General features: G+C 61.0%; 22 protein-coding genes and 1 tRNA gene. 11 read left to right on the top strand and 12 right to left on the bottom strand.

The genetic code is table 11. From position 1 onward, the window contains the following. Window positions 1-7: 7 nt before the first annotated feature. From ggt to MJP36_RS26455, 6 genes are all read right to left on the bottom strand, one after another. Window positions 8-1,837: a gamma-glutamyltransferase gene (ggt, locus tag MJP36_RS26480; RefSeq protein WP_244384416.1), complete on the bottom strand. Its 1,830-nt coding sequence runs from the start codon at window positions 1,835-1,837 to the stop codon at window positions 8-10. Window positions 1,838-1,873: 36 nt separating this feature from the next. Then, window positions 1,874-2,653, bottom strand: coding sequence for a PhzF family phenazine biosynthesis protein (locus tag MJP36_RS26475; protein WP_244384414.1), 780 nt, complete (start codon window positions 2,651-2,653; stop codon window positions 1,874-1,876). Between the two features lie 94 nt (window positions 2,654-2,747). Then, window positions 2,748-3,581, bottom strand: coding sequence for an EamA family transporter (locus tag MJP36_RS26470; protein ID WP_244384412.1), 834 nt, complete (start codon window positions 3,579-3,581; stop codon window positions 2,748-2,750). Window positions 3,582-3,789: 208 nt separating this feature from the next. Continuing rightward, window positions 3,790-5,064, bottom strand: a complete 1,275-nt coding sequence (locus MJP36_RS26465) for a glycoside hydrolase family 68 protein (protein ID WP_060754790.1) — start codon at window positions 5,062-5,064, stop codon at window positions 3,790-3,792. Window positions 5,065-5,491: 427 nt separating this feature from the next. Next, window positions 5,492-5,568 (bottom strand) — tRNA-Met (locus MJP36_RS26460). Window positions 5,569-5,792: 224 nt separating this feature from the next. Further along, a complete protein-coding gene (locus MJP36_RS26455; RefSeq protein WP_060754791.1) occupies window positions 5,793-6,344 on the bottom strand; it encodes an RNA polymerase sigma factor in 552 nt (183 codons plus the stop codon). A 262-nt stretch (window positions 6,345-6,606) separates the two neighbouring features. Here MJP36_RS26455 and sctW point away from each other — a divergent pair, with 262 nt between their 5' ends. Genes sctW through sctU form a run of 11 tightly spaced genes read left to right on the top strand, consistent with a single transcriptional unit; the run spans window position 6,607 to window position 16,747 of the window. Beyond that, window positions 6,607-7,671, top strand: coding sequence for a type III secretion system gatekeeper subunit SctW (gene sctW / locus MJP36_RS26450; protein WP_244384410.1), 1,065 nt, complete (start codon window positions 6,607-6,609; stop codon window positions 7,669-7,671). Beyond that, on the top strand, window positions 7,668-9,761 hold the full coding sequence (gene sctV, locus MJP36_RS26445; protein WP_060754793.1) for a type III secretion system export apparatus subunit SctV: 2,094 nt from the start codon (window positions 7,668-7,670) through the stop codon (window positions 9,759-9,761). Before sctW ends, sctV begins: the two co-directional genes overlap by 4 nt. 34 nt (window positions 9,762-9,795) lie before the next feature. Then, window positions 9,796-10,695 (top strand): FHA domain-containing protein, encoded by a 900-nt coding sequence (locus MJP36_RS26440; RefSeq protein WP_178126859.1) that lies wholly within the window; start codon window positions 9,796-9,798, stop codon window positions 10,693-10,695. Beyond that, window positions 10,692-12,050 carry a FliI/YscN family ATPase gene (locus MJP36_RS26435; RefSeq protein WP_060754795.1) on the top strand — a complete coding sequence of 453 codons (1,359 nt, stop codon included), beginning with the start codon at window positions 10,692-10,694 and terminating at the stop codon, window positions 12,048-12,050. Before MJP36_RS26440 ends, MJP36_RS26435 begins: the two co-directional genes overlap by 4 nt. Continuing rightward, window positions 12,037-12,465 (top strand): type III secretion system stalk subunit SctO, encoded by a 429-nt coding sequence (gene sctO / locus MJP36_RS26430; protein ID WP_090366946.1) that lies wholly within the window; start codon window positions 12,037-12,039, stop codon window positions 12,463-12,465. Before MJP36_RS26435 ends, sctO begins: the two co-directional genes overlap by 14 nt. Continuing rightward, window positions 12,462-12,923: a type III secretion system HrpP C-terminal domain-containing protein gene (locus MJP36_RS26425; protein ID WP_060754797.1), complete on the top strand. Its 462-nt coding sequence runs from the start codon at window positions 12,462-12,464 to the stop codon at window positions 12,921-12,923. Before sctO ends, MJP36_RS26425 begins: the two co-directional genes overlap by 4 nt. Then, window positions 12,920-13,933 carry a FliM/FliN family flagellar motor switch protein gene (locus tag MJP36_RS26420; RefSeq protein WP_060754798.1) on the top strand — a complete coding sequence of 338 codons (1,014 nt, stop codon included), beginning with the start codon at window positions 12,920-12,922 and terminating at the stop codon, window positions 13,931-13,933. Before MJP36_RS26425 ends, MJP36_RS26420 begins: the two co-directional genes overlap by 4 nt. Then, the gene (gene sctR / locus MJP36_RS26415) at window positions 13,930-14,583 is read left to right on the top strand and encodes a type III secretion system export apparatus subunit SctR (protein ID WP_244384408.1); all 654 of its coding nucleotides are present in this window, start codon (window positions 13,930-13,932) and stop codon (window positions 14,581-14,583) included. The genes MJP36_RS26420 and sctR overlap by 4 nt, the downstream gene beginning before the upstream one ends. Before the next feature lie 7 nt (window positions 14,584-14,590). After that, window positions 14,591-14,854 carry a type III secretion system export apparatus subunit SctS gene (sctS, locus tag MJP36_RS26410; protein WP_060754800.1) on the top strand — a complete coding sequence of 88 codons (264 nt, stop codon included), beginning with the start codon at window positions 14,591-14,593 and terminating at the stop codon, window positions 14,852-14,854. A gap of 10 nt (window positions 14,855-14,864) precedes the next feature. Beyond that, a complete protein-coding gene (gene sctT / locus MJP36_RS26405; protein WP_244384406.1) occupies window positions 14,865-15,653 on the top strand; it encodes a type III secretion system export apparatus subunit SctT in 789 nt (262 codons plus the stop codon). After that, window positions 15,650-16,747, top strand: coding sequence for a type III secretion system export apparatus subunit SctU (gene sctU, locus MJP36_RS26400; protein WP_060754802.1), 1,098 nt, complete (start codon window positions 15,650-15,652; stop codon window positions 16,745-16,747). Before sctT ends, sctU begins: the two co-directional genes overlap by 4 nt. 1 nt (window position 16,748) lies before the next feature. Here the strand turns inward: sctU and MJP36_RS26395 are convergent, their stop codons facing one another. The 6 genes from MJP36_RS26395 to sctL form a co-directional block, all read right to left on the bottom strand. Further along, window positions 16,749-17,120, bottom strand: a complete 372-nt coding sequence (locus MJP36_RS26395; protein WP_104995450.1) for a transcriptional regulator — start codon at window positions 17,118-17,120, stop codon at window positions 16,749-16,751. Then, on the bottom strand, window positions 17,117-17,320 hold the full coding sequence (gene hrpT / locus MJP36_RS26390; protein ID WP_060754804.1) for an HrpT family type III secretion system protein: 204 nt from the start codon (window positions 17,318-17,320) through the stop codon (window positions 17,117-17,119). The genes MJP36_RS26395 and hrpT overlap by 4 nt, the downstream gene beginning before the upstream one ends. Beyond that, window positions 17,317-19,449 carry a type III secretion system outer membrane ring subunit SctC gene (sctC, locus tag MJP36_RS26385; RefSeq protein WP_244384403.1) on the bottom strand — a complete coding sequence of 711 codons (2,133 nt, stop codon included), beginning with the start codon at window positions 19,447-19,449 and terminating at the stop codon, window positions 17,317-17,319. Before sctC ends, hrpT begins: the two co-directional genes overlap by 4 nt. A gap of 14 nt (window positions 19,450-19,463) precedes the next feature. Next, window positions 19,464-19,871: a type III secretion protein gene (locus tag MJP36_RS26380; protein ID WP_161548323.1), complete on the bottom strand. Its 408-nt coding sequence runs from the start codon at window positions 19,869-19,871 to the stop codon at window positions 19,464-19,466. Then, on the bottom strand, window positions 19,858-20,094 hold the full coding sequence (locus tag MJP36_RS26375) for a hypothetical protein (RefSeq protein ID WP_104995453.1): 237 nt from the start codon (window positions 20,092-20,094) through the stop codon (window positions 19,858-19,860). Before MJP36_RS26375 ends, MJP36_RS26380 begins: the two co-directional genes overlap by 14 nt. A gap of 104 nt (window positions 20,095-20,198) precedes the next feature. Further along, window positions 20,199-20,759: a type III secretion system stator protein SctL gene (gene sctL / locus MJP36_RS26370; protein WP_244384400.1), complete on the bottom strand. Its 561-nt coding sequence runs from the start codon at window positions 20,757-20,759 to the stop codon at window positions 20,199-20,201. Window position 20,760: the final 1 nt, after the last annotated feature.

The following is a 20,760-nucleotide window of genomic DNA, read 5'->3' as shown; positions in this document are numbered from 1 at the left end:
GAAAAAATTAGTCGCCGACCGCTTCGCCTTCACGCCGAGGGTCCGCGCCGCCGCTCAGCGACACCTTGCCCTGGGCATCCCGCGTGCGCACGATGGCCTGGATGCCGCTGGTCATCTCAATCTCGCTCAACGTATGGCCTTTGTCCTGCAACGCCTGTTTCAACCCTGGGCTGAACAGGCCGGCCTCCAGTTCGGTCGCGCCGTTGCGGCTGCCGAAGTTCGGCAGGCTGATGGCGGCTTGCGGGTCGAGGTTCCAGTCGAGCATAGCCACCAAGGATTTGCTCACATACTCGATGATCTGTGAGCCGCCCGGCGAGCCTACTGTGGCCAGCAATTCACCGCTCTTGCGGTCGAACACCAGGGTCGGTGCCATGGCCGAACGTGGGCGTTTTCGCGGCTCGACGCGGTTGGCCACCGGCTGGCCGTTTTCTTCGGGGATGAACGAAAAATCGGTCAGCTGGTTGTTCAGCAGAAAGCCTTGGACCATCACGTGCGAGCCGAACGCCGCTTCCACCGTGGTGGTCATCGATACGGCGCCGCCCTGGTCGTCCACGGCCACCACTTGTGAGGTGGAGATACGCAGCGGCGAACGGTCCGGCGCGTACGCCACCTGGATGCCCGCAGGTCGGCCCGGTTTGGCGATGCCCATGCTGCGCTCGCCGATCAGCGTGGCGCGTTGGGCCAGGTAGTCCGGTGCGACGAGGCCCGCGACGGGGACGGGGGTGAAGTCTGAATCGGCCACATACAGTGCGCGGTCGGCGAAGGCCAGGCGACCGGCCTCGGCGATCAGGTGCACGGCTTCGGGGCTGGGCTCAAGACCGGCGGGCGAGGCACTTTTCACGGGTGCCATCGGCGCGATGGTCAGGCGCGGGTCGCGAGCCTCCACGGCCTGCAACGTGCCGAGGATTTGCGCAACGGCAATCCCGCCCGAGGAGGGGGGCGGCATGCCGCACACGCGGTACTGTCTGTAGTCGGTGCAAAGCGGTGTGCGCTCCTTGGCGACATAGCCCTTGAGGTCGGCCTGCGACAGGCTGCCCGCATTGCGATTGCCCTGGACCTTGCGTGCGATCTCGTCGGCGATCGGGCCGTGGTACAGCGCGTCGGGTCCTTCCTTGGCAATGCGCTTGAATACACTCGCCAGTGCCGGGTTTTTCAACAGCGTGCCGGTGGCTTTAGGCGTGCCATCGGCGTTCAGAAAGTAGGCCGCCATGTCAGGCGACTGCGCGATGTAGCGGTCGGCGGCAATCAGCGCGTGCAAGCGGGGGGATATCGCGAAGCCCTGCTCCGACAAACGAATGGCGGGCTCGAACAGCTTGGCCCATTGCAGGTGGCCGGTTTGCTTGTGTGCCATTTCCAGAGCACGCAAGACGCCCGGCGTGCCGACCGAACGCCCGCCGATCTGCGCCTCGGGAAACGCCATGGGAGTGCCGTCGGCCTTCAAGAACAAGCGCTCGGTCGCACCGGCCGGCGCCGTTTCGCGACCGTCGTACGCGTGTACGGTTTGCCCATCCCAGAGCATGATGAACGCACCGCCGCCGATGCCGGACGACTGCGGTTCCACCAGGGTCAGCACCGCCTGCATGGCGATCGCCGCATCAATGGCCGAGCCTCCTTGGCGCAACATCTCACGCCCGGCTTCGGCCGCCAACGGGTTGGCGGCGGCGGCCATATGGCGCTCGGCGTGTTGCGTCACAAGATCGCTGCGGTAGCCCGAACCCAGCTCCGGTGCTGGAGGTTGTTCAGTGACGGGGGTGTGACAGCCGGCCAGGGCGAAGGCTGCGGCAACCATTGACAGTTGACGGCGGGAAATCGAAAGCACGCGCTGAACTCCGTTCATTGTGAGAATGATCTGTTGTCCTTGGGTGGCTCCTTTTTACAGGTAAATCGTGCCCTTGAGGTAGAGCACTGCGTGCCCGGCGATAATCACGCGGTCGCCCTTGAGTTCGCAACGCAGTTGTCCACGACGGTTGCCTCCCTGTTCGGCGGTCAATTGCGACTTGCCCAGGCGCTCGGCCCAGAATGGCGTCAGCGAGGTGTGCGCAGAGCCGGTGACAGGGTCTTCATTGATACCGACATTCGGGCCGAACCAGCGAGAAATGAAATCAAAGCGCGTGCTTTTGGCCGTCACCGCAATTCCGCGTTTAGGCAGGCCCTTGAGGCGGGCAAAGTCCGGCTTCAGGGCGGCGACCTGGGCTTCATCGTCCAGCAGCACGATGTAGTCATCGGTGGCATACACCTCGGCGTGCTCAACCCCCAAGGCGTTCAACAGGCCGGCGGGTGGCTCACAACGCTCGGGCTGCTTGGCCGGGAAATCCATCGCCAGTTCGTCGCCATTGCGCGTTACGCGCAACTCACCGCTGCGGGTGGCGAAGCGCAACACATCCGGTGCATCCGGCAACTGGTGAATCAAGACCCATGCCGCCGCGAGCGTGGCGTGGCCGCACAGGTCTACCTCGACTTCCGGGGTCAGCCAGCGCAACTCGTAAAATCCATCACGGGGCACGAAGAACGCGGTTTCCGAGAGGTTGTTCTCGGCGGCGATGTTGTGCAGTTGCTCATTGGTCAGCCATTCGGTCAGCGGGCAGACCGCCGCCGCGTTACCGCCAAAGGGATGTTGGCTGAAAGCATCGACCTGGTAGATATCCAATTTCATCAGGAGCACTCCGTGTAGGGGAGGCCGGACACTAACAGTGGGTCCCCAGAGCGTCAAAATACAGATATGAAGTTTTTTTGAGCGCAAACGCTGTTCAACCCAGGCGCAATACCATCGCCCCGCCTGCAATGATGCAGGCGGCGAGGAGGCGAGCCCGCGTCAGATGCTCTTTGAGTACCCATGCGCAGATCATCACGCCAAACAGGATGGAGGTTTCCCGTAGCGCAGAAACCGTGGCGATCGGTGCCGCAGTCATCGCCCACAGGGCCAGGCCATAGGACGCCAGTGTGCCGAAGCCGCCCACCACGCCAAGGTGCCAGTGGCGCCTGACGTATTCAATGAAGACGCCGCGCCGCGTGGCCAGGGCCCATGCGCAAAGCGGGATGCCGGTCAGCAGGAATATCCACAGGGTGTACGCCGCCGGCGCGCCGGATTTACGCACGCCCACGCCATCGATCAGGGTGTAGCCCGCGATCACGCCGGCGTTGATCAAGGCCAGAACCACGCCTTTTCGCGAACCTGCCGAAGGGACGGCGGCCATGCTCAGGATGCCGAGGGAGATGATTGCGATGCCGAGCCAGGCGAATGCCGACAATGCCTCGGACAACAGCAGCACGCTCACCGTCGCTACCAACAGTGGCGCGGTACCGCGCATGATCGGATAGGTCTGGCTCATGTCGGCCACGCGGTAGGTCGAGGCGATGAGGGCGAAATACAGCACCTGGAAAACCACTGATGCCCCTATGAACGGCCAACTGCCTCGGGCCGGGGGCTCCAGGAACGGGACAGTCGTCAACGCGATCAGCGAAGCGACTGAGGCGATCATGCAGGTGGTCAGGAGCTTGTCGGCCCCCCCTTTGACTACGGCATTCCAGGTGGCGTGAAGTGCGGCGCCCAGCAGAATGATGGCGAATACGTCGAGGCTCATGAAGGGCGTTCCGGCTGCGCTCAAGGGTATGTCAGACAGGCAAGAGTGTGATGAAGTAGCTCACAAAGAGGAAGAGACCCGTTACGGGCTGCATCCTTGCAGCCCATAACGGGTCGGTGTTGCAGTGAGCCGGGCGGGATACTCGATCCTATCCACAACGGGCTCTTTATCGAATTCGAGCCCGCTGCCCAAACACCCTGTTTCGCTATTATTGGAGTGCTACATCGAGCATAGGCGGAATGTAACCGTAGTCATACTCGGCCACCACGAACGTCTGCTGTCCTTTGATCTTGATCCCCACCGTCGGTGCTTCGGTACCGCCGATACGAATCTGTTTGCCGGTTTCGTCGGTCGGCACGCTGTCGATAAACGAGGTCACCAGGCCGTTGGGCATCACACAGTGCGAGTAGGTCTGGAACGGCTGGGAGGACGGGTTGCCCAGCACCAGGCCGGAACCGTTCAACGGCACGTAAGGGCCGAACAGCGAATCGGCGACGAAACCGTACACCCCGTCCGGCCCGGTCACGCCGTCGGCATAGGTAAAGGTGTGGCTGATGGTGAACAGGTAGTACTTGCCGTCCTGGAACACGAAGTGTGGGCGTTCGGTCTGGTCGTTGACGCCGACCGCGGTCAGCAGCGGCGGCAGCATTTCCCAGTCGTCTCCGTCTTCGTCACGGGCCACGGCGATACCGACGCAGGCGGTCTGGAAGCGCGAGTTGCCGACGTCTTCATAACCCGGCGGCACATCGCCGATTTCGGCTTTCCCGACCTTGTGTGAACCGCGCTCGCCGGCCACGTTGCCTTCAAACAGCATGTACAGCTTGCCGTCGTTGGGGTCACGGAACGGCCAAGGATCGCGAAAGCCCCAGAAGGCGTTCTGCGCTTCGGTTTGATACATGTGGCCGTCGGCTTCGAACAGCGGCTTGACCTTTTCAAAGCCGACCATGCTGACACCATGCTCGGTCGTCACCACTCGACCACGCACCTTGACGATGGTCGCGCCTGGCGTGACGGCGGTGTAGTACAGGTCAATGTCCCCCTTTTCGTTCAACAGGATTGGCGTGCCGGCCCATTCGCGAGCGGTCGGCGAGACCCCTTCGGCCATCACCCGGCCACCGAGTTTCCAATCCTTGCCGGTACGGGAAAACCAGTAGTACATCTTTGCCCGGCCATGGCGGTCGTTCCAGTCGCGGGTGATGTCGTAGTTACCGTTCTCGTCGATGTACTCCGGGTCGTTAGGATGGCGATCCGCGGTCAGGGTGAAGATCACCGACCAGCCATCGACGGAGGTCACGTTTCCGTCCAGGTCGCGCAGCGGCATGGTGTCCCAGATGAACACCTCATTGCTCAATACCGGGAAATCCGCACTGACCAGTGGCTGGGTCGTAGTGGGATCGTCCGCGTGGACTTTCAGCGCATCGGCCCGAGTCCAGAGGCTGGGTTGATGGGGGATCTTGCCGAATTTTTCGGTGTTGCTTTTCATGGGTAATACCTCGTCCGTGAAGGAAGTTATAAAAAATACTGTATGCGCATACAGTGATTTCATCTTAGGCAAACCGGTTTTTGGGGTCAAGCGTAAATTTGCATTTGTGCATAATTTGACTTTTTACACAGGCTGATACGTTTCAGCTTGATGCGTTTCTAGAAGTTAGCTTTAAGCCTGATCGGCGACGATGCCTGCATGATATTCGCGGCAGAGAACTGTGGTGCGTTGGTCTGGACGTGGGCGGGCATCTTCAAAGCCTGGAGTACAGGCATGATCAAGCAGCCAGGTTGGCGAGTGTCGTATTGGAGAGGGGGGAGTTTGACTTCGCTGGACCCGCATGGATGTCCAGAAACAAGAAAGCCCGCACGAGGCGGGCTTCTTGAGGTGATTCATAGACTGCTGTAGACATCTATGGATCGGTACTTGGTGGCTACACAGGGACTTGAACCCCGGACCCCAGCATTATGAATGCTATGCTCTAACCAACTGAGCTATGTAGCCAAGTGGCGCGCATTATTCGCGTAGAACGGGAATGCGTCAAGCGTTTTTGTTGAAAATTTTTCTACGCTTTCAACTGTTTAACGAAAATCGGGCTAAACAGCGACGAGTGGCGGGTTGGGCGTCAGGTTTCGGCGGGGTGGACACGGCCTTGCTGTCGCGCATGAAAAGGCTTGATCGAGTTGGGCTGATATCCCTGTCGCCCAACGATGGTCAGCTAGTCTGGCTTAAGGTCGCAACGGCGTGTGGGTGACACGCTTGAGTTGTTCACGTGCTCGTGACAGGCGCGAGCGAACAGTGCCGATGGGGATGTCCAGCGCGTCGGCGGTGTCCTGATAGCTGCCATCCGTCTCCAGCGAGGCATACAGGGTTTTGCGCATTTCCTGCGGCAGGTCCTTGATGGCTATCAGGGTTTTTTCCAGCCGGCGATTGACCTCGAATTCCCAGTCCAGATTACGGCTGTCCTCCTGGCCATGCCACAGCGCCTCGTCGAATTCGCAATGCACCGGTTTGGCATACAGGCGCCGGAAGTGGTTGCGAATCAGGTTCTGCGCGATTCCGCACATCCAGGTGCTGAGTGTCGCCTGGCCGCTGTAGCGCTCGCGGTTACGCCAGGCTTCCAGGTAGGTGAGTTGCAGAAGATCGTCCGCATCTTCCGGGTTGAGCACGCGCTTATGAATGAAGCGCCGGAGTTTTTTTTGTTGGTCGTCCGTCAGGTGGAGCATGAATTGAGGCGAGCTGCCAACAAGATGAGCGAGGGCACCAATAGGGATATCCATGATTTTTTCCTCTGGGTGGACACGGTCGAAGTGGTTTCGACGTGACCCCTTTTGCACTGGCTGTGCCAAAGGAAAAAAAGTTTTAATTCATTGATTTATAAGTAGATATTTATTTTTTGTGCTGAGTTTTGTGCAGTCGTTTGCAAAAAGCGGGGATGCTGTTGTGCGGGTATTTTCAAAAACGCCGCAGGGGTAGTTTCGATGGAACCGTATGGCGCGCGCCTGCCACATAGGGACACAAACTCCCTGTCCTGGCCCGCCCATGAAAGTCGAACCGTTCAACGATGTGCAACCGATCCTGAACCCGGATCAACCCCGCATCGGCGTTACCCAAACGCAGGCCGGTGCCACGGCTATCGACGACATTGCCCAGATATTCAACGAAGAAATGGCGCTCAATGGCGTGGCTCTGGGCCGCCGTTCGATTGGGCGGCAGGTCACACCGATTGAGCACATCACCCAGCTCTATGAACAACTGGGCCATCCTGCCCAGGCGTCATTGGCAACCGTTGCTCGCCAGGTCCGCATGCAACTGTTGCTACAGCCTGGTATCGACACATTGCTCGAGCTGACTGGCCGCGATCCTGCGCGCACCTTCGTGGTACTTCAGCGGGTGGCGGCCGAGGCGCAAGCTGAAGCGCGCAAAGTCGAGGCGGCCCTGGCGCGAGATGCACTCGCAAAGTTGGAAGTCCGCTTCAAGCGGGAAATCCAGGCCGGGCTGAATATCGCACTGACGCTGCAGCAGGCCAGTGGCGACCCAGAGGAACGCCAAGCGGTGCGTGCGTTGTATTACGCCAGTGTGGTCACGCGCCAATCCCTGGCGTTCATGATGCAATCGCTGCTCGGGGTGTACGGTGGCGAGCAGTTTGGCGCCGGGCTCAACCTGATGCGTCGTGCTTTGGCCGACGATATCGCCGCCCACACGCCTTCGGTACCCACGGCACAACTGCGTACGTTGCTGCTGGGTTTGCAGAGCTGCAGCCAGCTGGGCGGGGCGTTATCCAATTGCCAGGCGTTGATCCAGCGCCTGGATGCGGAACTGGATGCGGTAGGCCTGCTGCAACGGCTTCTGGGTTATGCCGGCACCGGTATCGAATCGGCGGAAGTCCAGCGGCTAGCTTGCGATTTTGGCGGCGCGCTACCGGCTGCCCAACTGGTGTCTCTCAACGGCTTGTACCCGGTGATGCAACGTTTGCCCCTGGCGCTGTGGCGTGACAGCCGTGGGCGTGAAGAGGCCCTGCATAACATCTTGCTGGTGATGGACGAATTCACCCGTGCCGAGCGCGGTCATCTGCACTTCGACGGTGAGTCGAGGAGCCTCCCGTGACGGTGCTGGCCGCCATCAACGCTGTGCTGCTCAAAGTGGCGCAGCGTGCTGAAGTGTTAGGCGCGGTGGTGGTCATGGCCATCGTGTTCATCTTTATTGTGCCGTTGCCCACCTGGTTGGTGGATATCCTGATCGCACTCAATATCTGCATTTCCTGTTTGCTGATCGTGCTCGCGCTGTACCTGCCCGGGCCGTTGGCGTTCTCGTCGTTCCCGTCGATTTTGCTGCTGACCACAATGTTTCGCCTGGCATTGTCGATCGCCACTACGCGTTTGATCCTGCTGGAGCAGGACGCGGGTGACATTGTCGAAGCCTTCGGCAATTTTGTGGTGGGCGGTAACCTCGCGGTGGGCCTGGTGATTTTCATGATCCTGACCCTGGTCAACTTCCTGGTGATTACCAAGGGCTCCGAACGGGTCGCCGAAGTCGCCGCGCGCTTCAGCCTGGATGCCATGCCGGGCAAGCAGATGTCGATCGACAGCGATTTGCGCGCCGGGCTGATCGACGGTGGGCAAGCTCGCGACAAGCGCGAGCAGTTGTCCCGCGAAAGCCAGCTGTTCGGGGCCATGGACGGGGCCATGAAGTTCGTCAAAGGCGACGCCATTGCCGGCTTGATCATCGTGCTCATCAACCTGCTGGGTGGCTTCTCCACCGGGATGTTCCAGCATGGGATGAGTGCGGGAGATTCGATGGCGTTGTATTCGGTGCTGACCATTGGCGATGGCCTGATCGCACAGATTCCGGCGCTGCTGATCTCCCTGACCGCCGGCATGATCATTACCCGTGTGGCACCGGATGGGCGCAAGGGCGCCAATAACATGGGCGCCGAAATTGCCCGGCAGATGACCAGTGAGCCCAAGAGCTGGATGATCGCCTCGGTAGGCATGCTCGCCTTCGCCGCGCTGCCGGGCATGCCCACGGTGGTGTTTATTCTGATCTCGCTGATGACCGGCAGCCTGGGCTACTACCTGGCGCGTCAGCGCCAGCGCGAGGCTGCCCCGCCGCCCCAGGCTGAAAAAGTGGTGCGGCCCGAGGAAAACGGCGACGAAGACTTGCGCGGTTTTGATCCGTCACGCCCCTATCTGTTGCAGTTCCACCCGACGTTGTACGCAACGCCGCAGGTCATCGATATCGTTCATAAGATTCGCCAGGCCCGGAACGGGCTGGTCACAAGCATCGGCCTGACGCTGCCGCCGTTTGAAGCCGAATTCGATGACTTGCTGGCGCCTGACGAGATGCGCTTCTGCGTGCACGAAGTGCCGGTGATGGCGGCGACCCTGAGTGATCGCATCGCCGTTGAATACGCATCGCTGACGCCACCCTTGGAGCGAGGCGAGAGAGGGCTTCCTGAGCGCGATGAGCAGGACTGGTTATGGCTTGCTCCCGATGACCCTTTATTGGACGACCCCCAGGTCGAGCGTTTCACTGCCCCGAGCCTGATCATCGAGCGCATGACGCGAGCGATGATGCTTAGCGGGCCGCGGTTTCTCGGTATCCAGGAGAGCAAGGCAATTCTCAGTTGGCTGGAACACAACCAGCCGGAACTGGTGCAGGAACTGCAACGCATCATGCCGCTTTCGCGGTTTTCGTCAGTGCTGCAGCGCCTGGCCAGCGAAGGCGTGCCGTTGCGTGCGGTGCGCTTGATTGTCGAGTCGTTGATCGAGTACGGCCAGCATGAGCGCGAACCGGATGCCTTGGCCGATTACGCGCGCATTGCCCTCAAGTCGCAGATCTACCACCAATACAGCGAGCCCGATGGCCTGCATGCCTGGCTGCTGTCGCCCCAGACTGAAAACATCCTGCGCGAAGCGTTGCGCCAGACCCAGAGCGGCGTGTTCTTTGCCCTCGACAACGAGAGCAGTGCAGCCCTGATCAACCTGCTCAACCAGGCATTTTCGGCGCGGCCCAAAAGCAAGAGCGTGATGCTGGTGGCACAGGATCTGCGCAGTCCCTTGCGCACCTTGTTGCTGGACGAATTCAGCCATGTACCGGTGCTGTCCTTTGCCGAGCTGGGGAGTACTTCCAAGGTCAGGGTGCTGGGGCGTTTTGACCTGGGCCAGGACGAGTTGATGCGCGGAGCAGTGGCATGACACCGCCGTTAATGCTGACACCACAGGTGCGATGATGTTCGAGCTGCGGGTACTCGATGGACTGCAAAAAGGCGCCGCTTTGCCGTTGTTTGGTGAGCAGTGGAGCCTTGGCGCCCACGCGGATGCCGACCTGCTGCTAAGGGACCCGGGTATCACCGAGCACCACGCCCGTTTGCAACTGGTCGACGGACATTGGACGGTGCAGGCCGAAGCGGGGCTGTTGCAAGACAGCGACGGGCAAGTGCTGGCGCAGATCGGCGACCTGGCACTCGATACGCCTTTTGTGATCGGTGCCGTGCGCTTGTGTGTGGTGCCGGCTGATCAGCCTTGGCCGCAGGCGCCGCCTGACCGGCCAACACCGTTGGCGCCGCCGCCTGAACCCGCCCAGCGGCTGGTGCTGTCGTCGATCTCCCCGTTGCAACAGAAACGTTTGATCAGCCTGGTGTTGCTGTGTGCCGTGGTCATCGTCGCGATCGGTATCGTCTCGACGCCAGGGCGCGGGGCACAGGCGTCGCTGATGCCCGCCGTGGAGCAAAAGCAGGAGCTGATCTCACCCTTCGAGGTGCGGCAGCAGTTGTTGAAGATGCTCAGCGAACGTGAGTTGGCCCAGCGGGTCAGCTTGCAGGTGATCAATGCCCAGATTGTCCTCAACGGCGATGTTTCCCAGGAAGAGGTCGAGCTGGTCGCCCGCATGCTCAGTCGTTTCGCCGAGCAGTTCGACACCGCCGTGCCGGTGATCAGCCGCGTGCAGGTACGCGATAACACACTCCCTTTCAAGATCCTCCAAATCGTCGGCGGCGTCAGCGGCCACGTGGTGCTGGAGCATGGCGTCCGGTTGTTCGTGGGCGACGAACTGGATGGCCTGCGGTTGGTGTTGATCGACAACAACAAAGTGATTTTTGACGGTACGCAACGGTATGAGGTGCGCTGGTGAACAACTCGATACAGGCGCGCCTGGAAGCGTGGCGGCTGAACCAGTCACACGCGTTGACCCGCTTTGCGCCCGTTTCGATGCGCGGTCGCATACAGCGCGTGAACGGCATGCTGTTGCAATGCCGGTTGCCTGACGCACGTATTGGTGACTTGTGCCAGGTGGAGAAAAAACCGGGTGATTGCATGCTGGCCGAAATCATCGGGTTCGATCAGCAGGACGCGGTGCTCAGCGCCCTGGGTAACCTGGAAGGTGTACGCGTAGGCGCCAGTGTTGAGCGCCTGGGCGTGCCACACCGAGTGCAAGTCAGCGAGGCGCTGCTGGGGCAGGTGCTGGATGGCTTTGGTCGGCCTATTGCGGGGGACGGCCCCAGTGCGTTTGTCGTGACCGACACGCTCGATGCCAGCACTGTATTGTGCGAGGCGCCGCTGCCGACCGAGCGACCGAGGATCAATCGGGCGCTTGCCACCGGGGTGCGTTCGATCGATGGCCTGTTGACCTTGGGCGAGGGCCAGCGCGTGGGCCTGTTTGCAGGGGCCGGTTGTGGCAAGACCACCTTGTTGGCCGAGATTGCCCGCAACGTGGACTGCGATGTGATTGTGTTCGGCCTGATTGGTGAGCGAGGCCGCGAGCTGCGTGAGTTTCTCGACCATGAGCTGGATGACGCATTACGCGCCAAGGCGGTATTGGTCTGTGCCACCTCCGACCGTTCCAGCATGGAGCGCGCCCGCGCCGCTTTCACCGCAACGGCGCTGGCCGAAGGGTTTCGGCGCAAAGGCCAGCGGGTGTTGTTGCTGATCGATTCCCTGACCCGGTTCGCCAGAGCCCAGCGCGAGATCGGCCTGGCGGCCGGCGAACCCCTGGGGCGCGGGGGCTTGCCGCCGTCGGTGTATAGCTTGCTGCCGCGGTTGGTGGAGCGGGCCGGGCTGACGCGAGACGGTGTGATTACCGCCATCTACACGGTGCTGATCGAACAGGACTCCATGAGCGATCCGGTGGCCGATGAGGTTCGCTCCCTGCTCGATGGTCACATCGTGCTGTCGCGCAAGCTGGCCGAGCGTGGCCATTATCCGGCGGTGGATGTACTGGCCAGCTTATCGAGGATTTTGAGCAATGTGGCCGAGCCCGCACATATCCGGGCCGGCACCGCGCTGCGACGCTTGTTGTCGGCGTATCAGCAGATCGAGCTGATGCTCAAGCTGGGTGAGTATCAGCCCGGCAGTGATGCCTTGACCGATATGGCCGTGGACAGCCGTCAGTCCGTCGATGGTTTTCTGCGCCAGGACTTGCGAGAGCCATCACCTATCACGACGACCCTGGAGCAACTGACGGAGCTGACAGCGTATGTCCCCTTCTGAGTCACTGAGCGTTGAAGTCGAGACACTGCGGCGCTTGCGTCGGCATCGCGCGGATCGTGTCGAGCGAGCGTTGAGTGCCGCCCAGCGAGCCCAGCGAACCCTGCTCGAACAGATCGCGCAGGCGCAGCAGGCGCTTGAACACACACGCCTCGAAGAGGCGCGGCAATGCGCACAACTGCTGAGTCAGCATCAGGGGCAGGTCATGACCTTCAAGGCGTTGAAAGATTGGAGCGCCCAAGAGCGCAACCTGTCGGCCGGCACCCAGCGTGAAGAAGACCATCTACACGCCTTGCATGAGCAAAAGGCGCAGCAGGCCGAGCACATCAGCAGCGTGCAGAAGCAGGTCAGCCAATGTTTGCGTGAGGTCGAAAAGCTTCAGGAACTGGCCAGTTTATTGATTCAGGAGGAGGCGTGACTCAGGTGCCGGCAGACAAGGTCGAGCGTCCGCGCCTGCGGGAGCTTCGTGAGGCGCGTGAGGCCGGGGCCGGCGTGGCTATCCCTGAAGAACAAGGGCAGTTGTTCCGCCGGCTATTCGCTGATGAAGGTGAGCCCACGGGCTATGGCAGCCACGCTGCGGCGGGACGAAGCGCAGCCGCAGAGATCGCCATGATCGAGACATTGACCGAACAGTTGGCCCCTCGGTTACACATCGCTTCGCAGTGGCCGCTGGAAGCGATGCTGTACGTGCCTCGGCTGGGGCGGATTCAGACCCGTATCCGCCGAGAGCAGGGCGCCTGGAGCGTTGAGTTGGAGGCCGAGCAGGACACGACGACGCGTTGGCTCAGTGGTGTGCGACAGCGCTGTGAGGATCGGATTGCCCAGGCCGTTGGCCAGCCGGTCAGCCTGCATCTGGCGCATCTGGAGCGCACGTGATGATGCCGCCTCTGGCCTTGCGCCCGGTGCAGGGTGACGTGGTCGCTGCGCTGCGTCGGTTGGGGGGCGGGTTGCGCCTGCCCTTTGAGGTCGACGGCCAGCGCGGGGAGTTGCGGCTTGAGCCCGCGCGCGCACCGGAAGGCGTAACGCCGTTGTGTTTTGAAACGGCCTGCGGGGTGCTGGCGTTCGGTGAGCCTTCGCCGCAGCTCAGCCTGTTGGGCGAGTGCCCGGTGACACTGGCCCAGGCCGGCAATGATCCGGACTCCTGGTTCTGGGCCCTGTTTGAACAACATCTGAGCCCACAGGTTCGCGCGTTGTTCGGCTACCTGCGTTTATCCCCCGCGGTGCCGGTGTTGGACTTCGGTTGTCGGCTGTGGGTGTGCCTTGGCGCATCCAGGGTCGCGGGTTTTCTGTGGATGTCTACGCATAGCTTCCTGGCACTGTGCGAGGCCGGGCCTTGGCAGCCGACAGCCGCGCCGATGCCGGACCGATTCCAACTGACGCTCGCGGTCACGCTGGGGCATTTGCGTTTGTCGATCGCGCAGCTGTGCAGCGTCCGCGAAGGCGACGTCGTGGTGCTCGAACACACCTATTTTCAAGTGCAGGGCACCGGTTACTTGCCCGTCGGCAAGCATCGCCTGCACGGGTGCATTGACGATGCAAGCGGGTCGCTGTGCCTGACCGTGACTTCAATAGAGGAAACAACTGTGGATGAAGATTTGGTTGCTCATCACGCTCCGCAAGGCGGGGACGACCGACCGGTGACGGATGTGTTCGGTCATGAGCCATTTGATGAGTTGAGCATGGCGCTCAATGTGCGCTGCGGCACGCTGAACCTGAGCCTCGGCGAGTTGCGCAACCTCGCCCCCGGCGCCGTGTTGGGGATAACCGGATACGCTCCCGGCATGGCCGGGCTTTACTATGGCGACCGGCCCATCGGCCAGGGCCAGTTGGTTGAGGTGGATGGGCGGCTCGGCTTGCAGTTGTCCCGTGTGGTGTTCTCCCGATGACCTTTCAAGGCGTGGACCCGCTCGTTCTCGCGCTGTTTCTGGGTTCATTGTCGCTGATGCCGATGTTGTTGATCGTCTGCACGGCGTTCTTGAAGATCGTCATCGTGCTGATGATTACCCGCAACGCCATCGGCGTGCAGCAGGTACCCCCGAGCATGGCGATCAATGGCATCGCCCTGGCGGCGACGCTGTTTATCATGGCGCCCGTCGGCTATGAGGTGGCGCAGACGCTCAAGGTGTCACCGCTGGACTTGAGCAGCGTGCGGACGATGCAAGAGACTGGCCTGGTGGCCATCCAGCCGTTGCGCACGTTCATGCAGCGCAATACCGATCCGGATGTCCTGACCCACCTGAAGGAAAACAGTGCGCGCATGTGGCCGCCGGAAATGGCGCAGCAGGTTCAGCGCGAAGACTTGATCCTGTTGATGCCGGCCTTTGTTCTCTCGCAGTTGCAGGCGGGTTTCGAGATCGGCTTCCTGATCTACATCCCGTTCATCGTCATCGATTTGATCGTCTCCAATCTGCTCCTGGCATTGGGCATGCAAATGGTCTCGCCCATGACCATCTCGCTGCCGCTCAAGCTGCTCCTGTTCGTCCTGGTGTCCGGATGGTCGCGTCTGCTCGACAGCCTGTTCCTTTCTTATCTCTGAGTGGCCTATGGAACCGATCGTGCTGTTCAAGCAAGGCATGTTGCTGGTGGTGGTCCTGTCGGCGCCCCCGTTGATCGTGGCGGTGGTGGTCGGTGTGCTGACATCGCTGGTGCAGGCGTTGATGCAAATACAGGATCAGACCCTGCCCTTTGGCATCAAGTTGGTCGCGGTAGGCGTCACGCTGATATTGACCGGGCGTTGGATTGGGGTGGAGTTGATCCAACTGATCAACCTGACGTTCGACATGATCGCCCGTTCGGCACTGAACTGAGGTTACCGGCTTGCTGCTTCTCGTTGATTACCTGCCCAGCCTGCTGGTAGCCATGGCGCGCATCTATCCCTGTGCTTTTCTGGTGCCTGCATTCTGCTTCCAGCACCTTAGGGGGATGCCTCGACACATCATCGTCATGGTCCTCGCGCTGATTCCGGCACCCGGCATCTACAGCGTGCTCAAGGGCCAGGACTACTCGGCCGTGATGATCGGCGGGTTGGTGTTCAAGGAGCTGGTGCTGGGGTTCCTGCTCGGGATCTTGCTGGCCATGCCGTTCTGGATGTTCGAGTCAGTGGGCGCCTTGCTGGACAACCAGCGTGGCGCCCTGGCCGGTGGTCAGCTCAACCCTTCGTTGGGGCCGGATGCTACGCCCGTGGGCCACCTGTTCAAGCAGTTGGCGATCTACCTGTTGATCGCGACCCTCGGGCTTGGCGTATTGACCCAGGTAATCTGGGACAGCTACCTGGTGTGGCCGCCGACGGCGTGGCTGCCGGCGGTGGCGGTGAATGGCTTCAGCGTATTCCTCGGGCTGCTTGGCGATACGTTCATGCACATGATGCTGTATGCCGCACCGTTTATTGGCGTGTTGCTGTTGCTGGAATTCGGCGTCGCCTTGCTCGGGTTGTATAGCCCGCAACTGCAAGTGTCGACCCTGGCGCCGCCGCTCAAAAGCCTGGCCGGGTTGATGATCCTGATTTTGTACTTTCCCCTGTTGCAGGATTTGATCGTCGGTCGCATGAGCCTGCTGGGTGATCTCAAACACGCCCTGGGCCTATTGCTTCAGGGCTCGACGCCATGAGTGACTCCGGTGAGAAAAAGCACGCGGCGACGCCGAAGAAGTTGCGTGACCAACGTCAAAAAGGCCAGGTCGCGCAGAGCCAGGATGTCGGTAAATTGCTGGTGTTGACCGCCTTGAGCGAGATCGCCTTGTTCACGGCCGAACCCAGCATGCAACGCTTCCAGCAGCTGATGGTGCTGCCCATGTCGCGAATGGGCCAACCCTTCGCACGCGCTTTGGAAGAGGTGTTGCTGGAAAGCCTGATCGTGTTTTTTGCGTTTGCCCTGATGATGGCCGGCGTGGCGATCAGCGTGAAGTTGATCAGCAGCTGGATGCAGTTCGGGTTGCTGTTTGCGCCACAGAGCCTGCAGCTCAACTTCAGTCGCCTGAACCCTCTGAGTCAACTCAAGCAGATGTTCTCGGCCCAGCAGGTCATGAACCTGTTGATGAGCCTGGCCAAGGCCCTGCTATTGGGCGTGATCCTGTATGCCGTGATCGGTCCGTCCTTGGGAACCCTGATCAAGCTGGCCGGTAGCGACCTGCAAACCTATGTCCAGGCGCTGATTGTAGTGTTCCGCCATCTACTGCATGCCTGTCTGGGCTTGCTGTTGGTCTTGGCGTTGATTGACCTGGCGTTGCAGAAGCATTTTTTTGCCAAGCGCATGCGCATGACCCAAGTGGAGGTACTCAAGGAATACAAGGATATGGAAGGCGACCCGCACGTGAAGGGGCAGCGTCGCTCCCTGGCTTATCAACTGGCCCAGGAAGAACCCAAGGTCAAGCTGCCCAAGCTGGAGGAATCCGACATGCTGGTGGTCAACCCGACGCACTTTGCCGTCGCCTTGTATTACCGCCCAGGCAAGACACCGCTGCCGTTACTGGTGGACAAGGGCACGGATGCGCAGGCACGCGCGTTGATCGACCGAGCGAAAGCCGCCGATGTCCCGGTGGTCCAATGCGTCTGGCTGGCCCGTACGCTGTATGAGCGAAAGCTGGGGATGGGGATTCCTCGCGAAACCTTGCAGGCGGTCGCCTTGATCTACCGGACCTTGCGTGAGCTTGACGCTGAAGCCAAGCGCGAAACCCTGGAATTGCCGGGACTGGAGCGGCGTTGATTCAGCGAGCGGCGCGCCGGTCCAGCGTCTCGAGATTGGCCAGCGAGAGCAGGCGGCTGATGGTTGCGTCGAGCGCCTGGCGCTGTGTCGGCAGTGCATGCCAGATCACCAGGTTGCCCCCGGCGTCCAGGTAGACAAAGCAGCCACTGAAGGCCACTGCTTGTTCAAACCGGCGCTCAAGTGCCCGCTGCAATTGTCGGGGTTGCAAGACGTCGCGGTTCACCTGCAGGGCCAATCCCGGACCGGCAGCCGTATCCATGGCGTAGATGGCAATGCCGGGGCCGACTGGCAGGTGGGCGCCAGGGCCGCCCACCCATGCGTCGCGGAATGCCTTGCGACGCTGCTGGTTATCGGCAAGTGCGTGGGGCGTCATCGTTCCAGCGATATCGTCTGGTAATCCGAACGCTCGCCTGACGGGCCCGACTCGGCCCGCATCTGCGGTGGCCACCAGACCACCAGCGTGTGCTTGCCTGACTGCGGACGTGAGCACGAGTCGCCTTGGCAGGTCGGCGTGCAGCCGGCGACGAGTAGTGCCGCACCGATGAGTGTGGAGCACAACAGTAAAGGCTTCATTGCGGTTGGTTCCGGGTTGGGGTGAGCAGGGAAGGGCGGGAGACGCCGATGTGTTCGTCTTTCACCACTGGACGCATGGCAATAAAGACCTCGGCTTCTTCACCCGGCTTGAGCCAGGCTCGCGGCCAGACGCTGACGGCCAGGGTGTGTGAGTTACTGCACTCCTTTTCATCAATACGTACGTTGCGGTTGAACTGGTTGCGCAGCACGACGACGGCCACGTTGAAGTCCGGGCCGGTGTACCACTGGCTGCGGTCGGTATTGAGCGCCAGCAGATCGCGTGTGGCGCATAGGGTATTGAGCCCCAAGGGCAAGGGGGCCGTCTTGAAAGGCTTGGGTACCTGGCCGCTCACCAGATGCGCAAGGGTGCTGGTGATATCGCTGCGCTTGATCACCGGTTGATGAGGGGCATAACGCCTGGCCAAGGGTTTGAGGGCCGCTTGCAACTCGGCTTGATCGTCTTGTGGCAGGTAGCGCGAAGGGTCGGCCTGATCGCCGATGACCCGCGGGGTCAGGATGAACAGCCTTTCGCGGCGATTGTTCTGGCGTTCAGTGGAGGAAAACAAGGCCTTGCCCAGCAGGGGAATATCCCCCAGCAATGGGACTTTGTTGTGCTTGTCGGTGCTTTCGCTGACGTGGAAGCCACCGATCACCAGTGAGCGTTTCTCCGCCATCACCGCCTGGGTACTGACTTTGCCGCGGCTCACATCCGGTGTTGTGCTCAGGGGGTTGGACTCATTGAAGTTACCGTCTTCGATGTCCACCAGCAGGTGGATCTGATGCTTGCCCCGGGACGTGATGACCCTGGGCACGACCTGGAAGCTGGTGCCGACCGTGACGGGCAAAATGGTTGCGTTCTCGGTGCCGCCGACCAGGTATTGAGTGCGGTTGAAATCGATCACCGCGGGGTGGTTTTCCAGGGTCAGGACCGACGGATTCGAGACCAGGGTCGCCAGGCCGCGGCTTTCCAGGGCCCGTATGTCTGCGTAGAACCGGTCGCGATTTTCAAATGAAAGTTGTGATGACGTACCGGGGCTCGTGTTCACGCCGCCTCGGAAGCGGCTGTTCTGAAACCCCCAGTTAACCCCGAATTCACGCAGTTGAGTGCGCTCGATATCCAGGATGATTGCGTCGATTTCCACCAGCTTGCGCGCTACGTCGAGTTGGGCAATCAGGTCGCGATACATGGCCTGGCGTTCGGGCAGGTCATAGATCAGTACCGCGTTGTTGCGCACGTCCGCCTCGACGCGGATTTTGCCGCTGCCGACGGGCGCACGCGGCGTGACCATGGGGCCAGTGCCTGGGGGCTCCGAAGGTGCCGTGGTGCCCAGCATCTGCCCCAGCAACGGGTTGCTCAAGCGAGCGCCGCTCGCCGCGAGCGGTGCGGGTGCGGAAGGGGGCGTGGCACGGGATGACAAGGCTGACGCTGGGCGCGTTTCCAATAGCCCGCGCAGCATATTGGCGACGCCGGGGACGCTGTATTTTTCGCCACGATAATCAATCTGCCGGTCTGCGGCATTGGCAAACTTCAGAGGAAACGTCAGTACGCTCTGTTTTTCATCGGGCGACCGGCGCTGGCTGGCGAACTGTTTGATCTGCTCGATGTAGCGTCTGGGGCCGGAAACCAATATCACACCGTCCTCGGGGAGCTCGCCCCAGCCGAAGCGGCTTTCCAGCAAGCCGATATCAGTCAATGCCTGCTTCAAGTCCGCGATGGTTTCCGAGGAGACCTCGAGGCGTGCGGATTCCTGTTGGTCCAGGGTGCTGATGTACAAAGTGTTGTTGTACAAGTACCACTGGAAACGATGCTCAACGCCCAACCTGTCGAGCAGCGACTGGGGGGTATTGGCGCGGATCTTTCCATTGACGACACCCTCCAGCAGGCCCTCGATCTGCAACTGCGTGCCGAAGGTCTGGGCGAAGTCTTCAAGTACCTCGCGCAAAGGCTTGTGTTCGGCTTCATAGGCATACGCGGTATTTTTCCATTCGCTGGGAATGGCGGCCTGCGCGCTTTGCCAAGGGATCAGCAACCATGGCAGAACGAGCAGGCCGCGCCAGCCGGAGCGCTTTGCAGTTAACCGGGGCGAGGGGGCATGCAAGCCATCAGGCTTGTCGGAGGTATTGTTCATAAGGCGTTCTCTGATTAAGGCGAAAGCGGATGTCGCGAGGCGGGGCGCGGCGCACGGGCAGGGCGTGCAAGGCGGGCCATGACTGCCCGCCAGGTGTCACGCTGATTGAGCAGCGCCTCGAGGCTTTTCTGCACCTGCGTCGGGTTTGGCGCGTCGTGCAGGCACTCGAGCAACCACAGCGCGCCATGGACCGGGTCTTGGGCGAGCGCCCCTGGAAAATGATGCAAGCTGGCGGCGCCCGGACGCATCCAGTTCTCCAACTGGGCATTGGTGGGCACGTGCTGAGTGAGTTCAACGCCCAGTACCAGCGCGCCGCTGTCACGTTGCAGGACGATACGGCTATCGCCTTCAGTCAAGGTGATCTGCGGATCGGAACCGCTCAACCAGCGCGCCAGGTCATCCTCACCTTCAAGGGATTCCATCAAAGACGATCTTCCCTTTATCGGCCATGTGATTGGTCATCGCGAAGGTTGAGGTCATCAGTTGGTTGGCATCCATCTTGAGCTCAAAGGCCTGTTCCAGTAAGGCCGCGAACGTTTCGTTATCGAGCGGCTCTTCTGAGGCTTTCTTCATCTGTTCGAGGTGGCGGTTGACGGTATCCAGTTCCCTGTATTGCCGTTGTTGCTGGCGGTAATCAAAACTCATGGTCGGCTCTCCGGTGGCTTTGCCGCTATAAGTGGCTAAAGGCTGGTAACGGTTCCACGCCAAGAGTTTTGAAAGGCAATGTAATCAGCGTTGCCGGAAATTCCTTACCTGCCGCGGGACACGGGCTCAAGCAATAGCAGGCCATCAACGGTAGAGCGCCACTCGATGTGGAAGCTGCCTTCGTCGGTTTCCAGTATGAGTGTCTCGGCCGCCAGGGAGTCATCAAGGCGCAGGCACCAGGGGGCCTCAGTGTGAAGCTGCAGCCATTGCTCGACCTGCACGTGGTCCTGTGGGTGGCAGACCAGGTTGGCTGCGATTGCCGGGACTTGCGTGTTCAGCAGTTTTTTAAGCAAGGCGTTGAGGCGCTCGGCGGGAGGTGTCAGCTCCAGCAGGCTGATCAGCGCCTGATTGGTGACGGAGGTGGCAATCTGCTCGAGGCGCTCGCAAATGGCCTGGCGTTCTACTTCCCAGCGTTCGAGCTGGCGATTGGCACGCTGCCAGAACTCGACCTGGGCCTGTTCAAGCAATTGCTCGCTGTGTGCCTGAGCCTGGCGCAGCAGCGCGTCGGCTTGGGCCTGGGCGTTTTCGAGCAACTGCTCGGCCTGTCGGCTGTCGGCAAGGACAGCTCGGGGAATCAAGGCATGCGGCAGGCTTGCGGTGGGCATC

It is taken from the genome of Pseudomonas palleroniana, from assembly GCF_022836895.1.
In the GTDB taxonomy this organism is placed as follows: domain Bacteria; phylum Pseudomonadota; class Gammaproteobacteria; order Pseudomonadales; family Pseudomonadaceae; genus Aquipseudomonas; species Aquipseudomonas palleroniana.
This window is presented reverse-complemented; position numbering and strand designations above follow the sequence as displayed.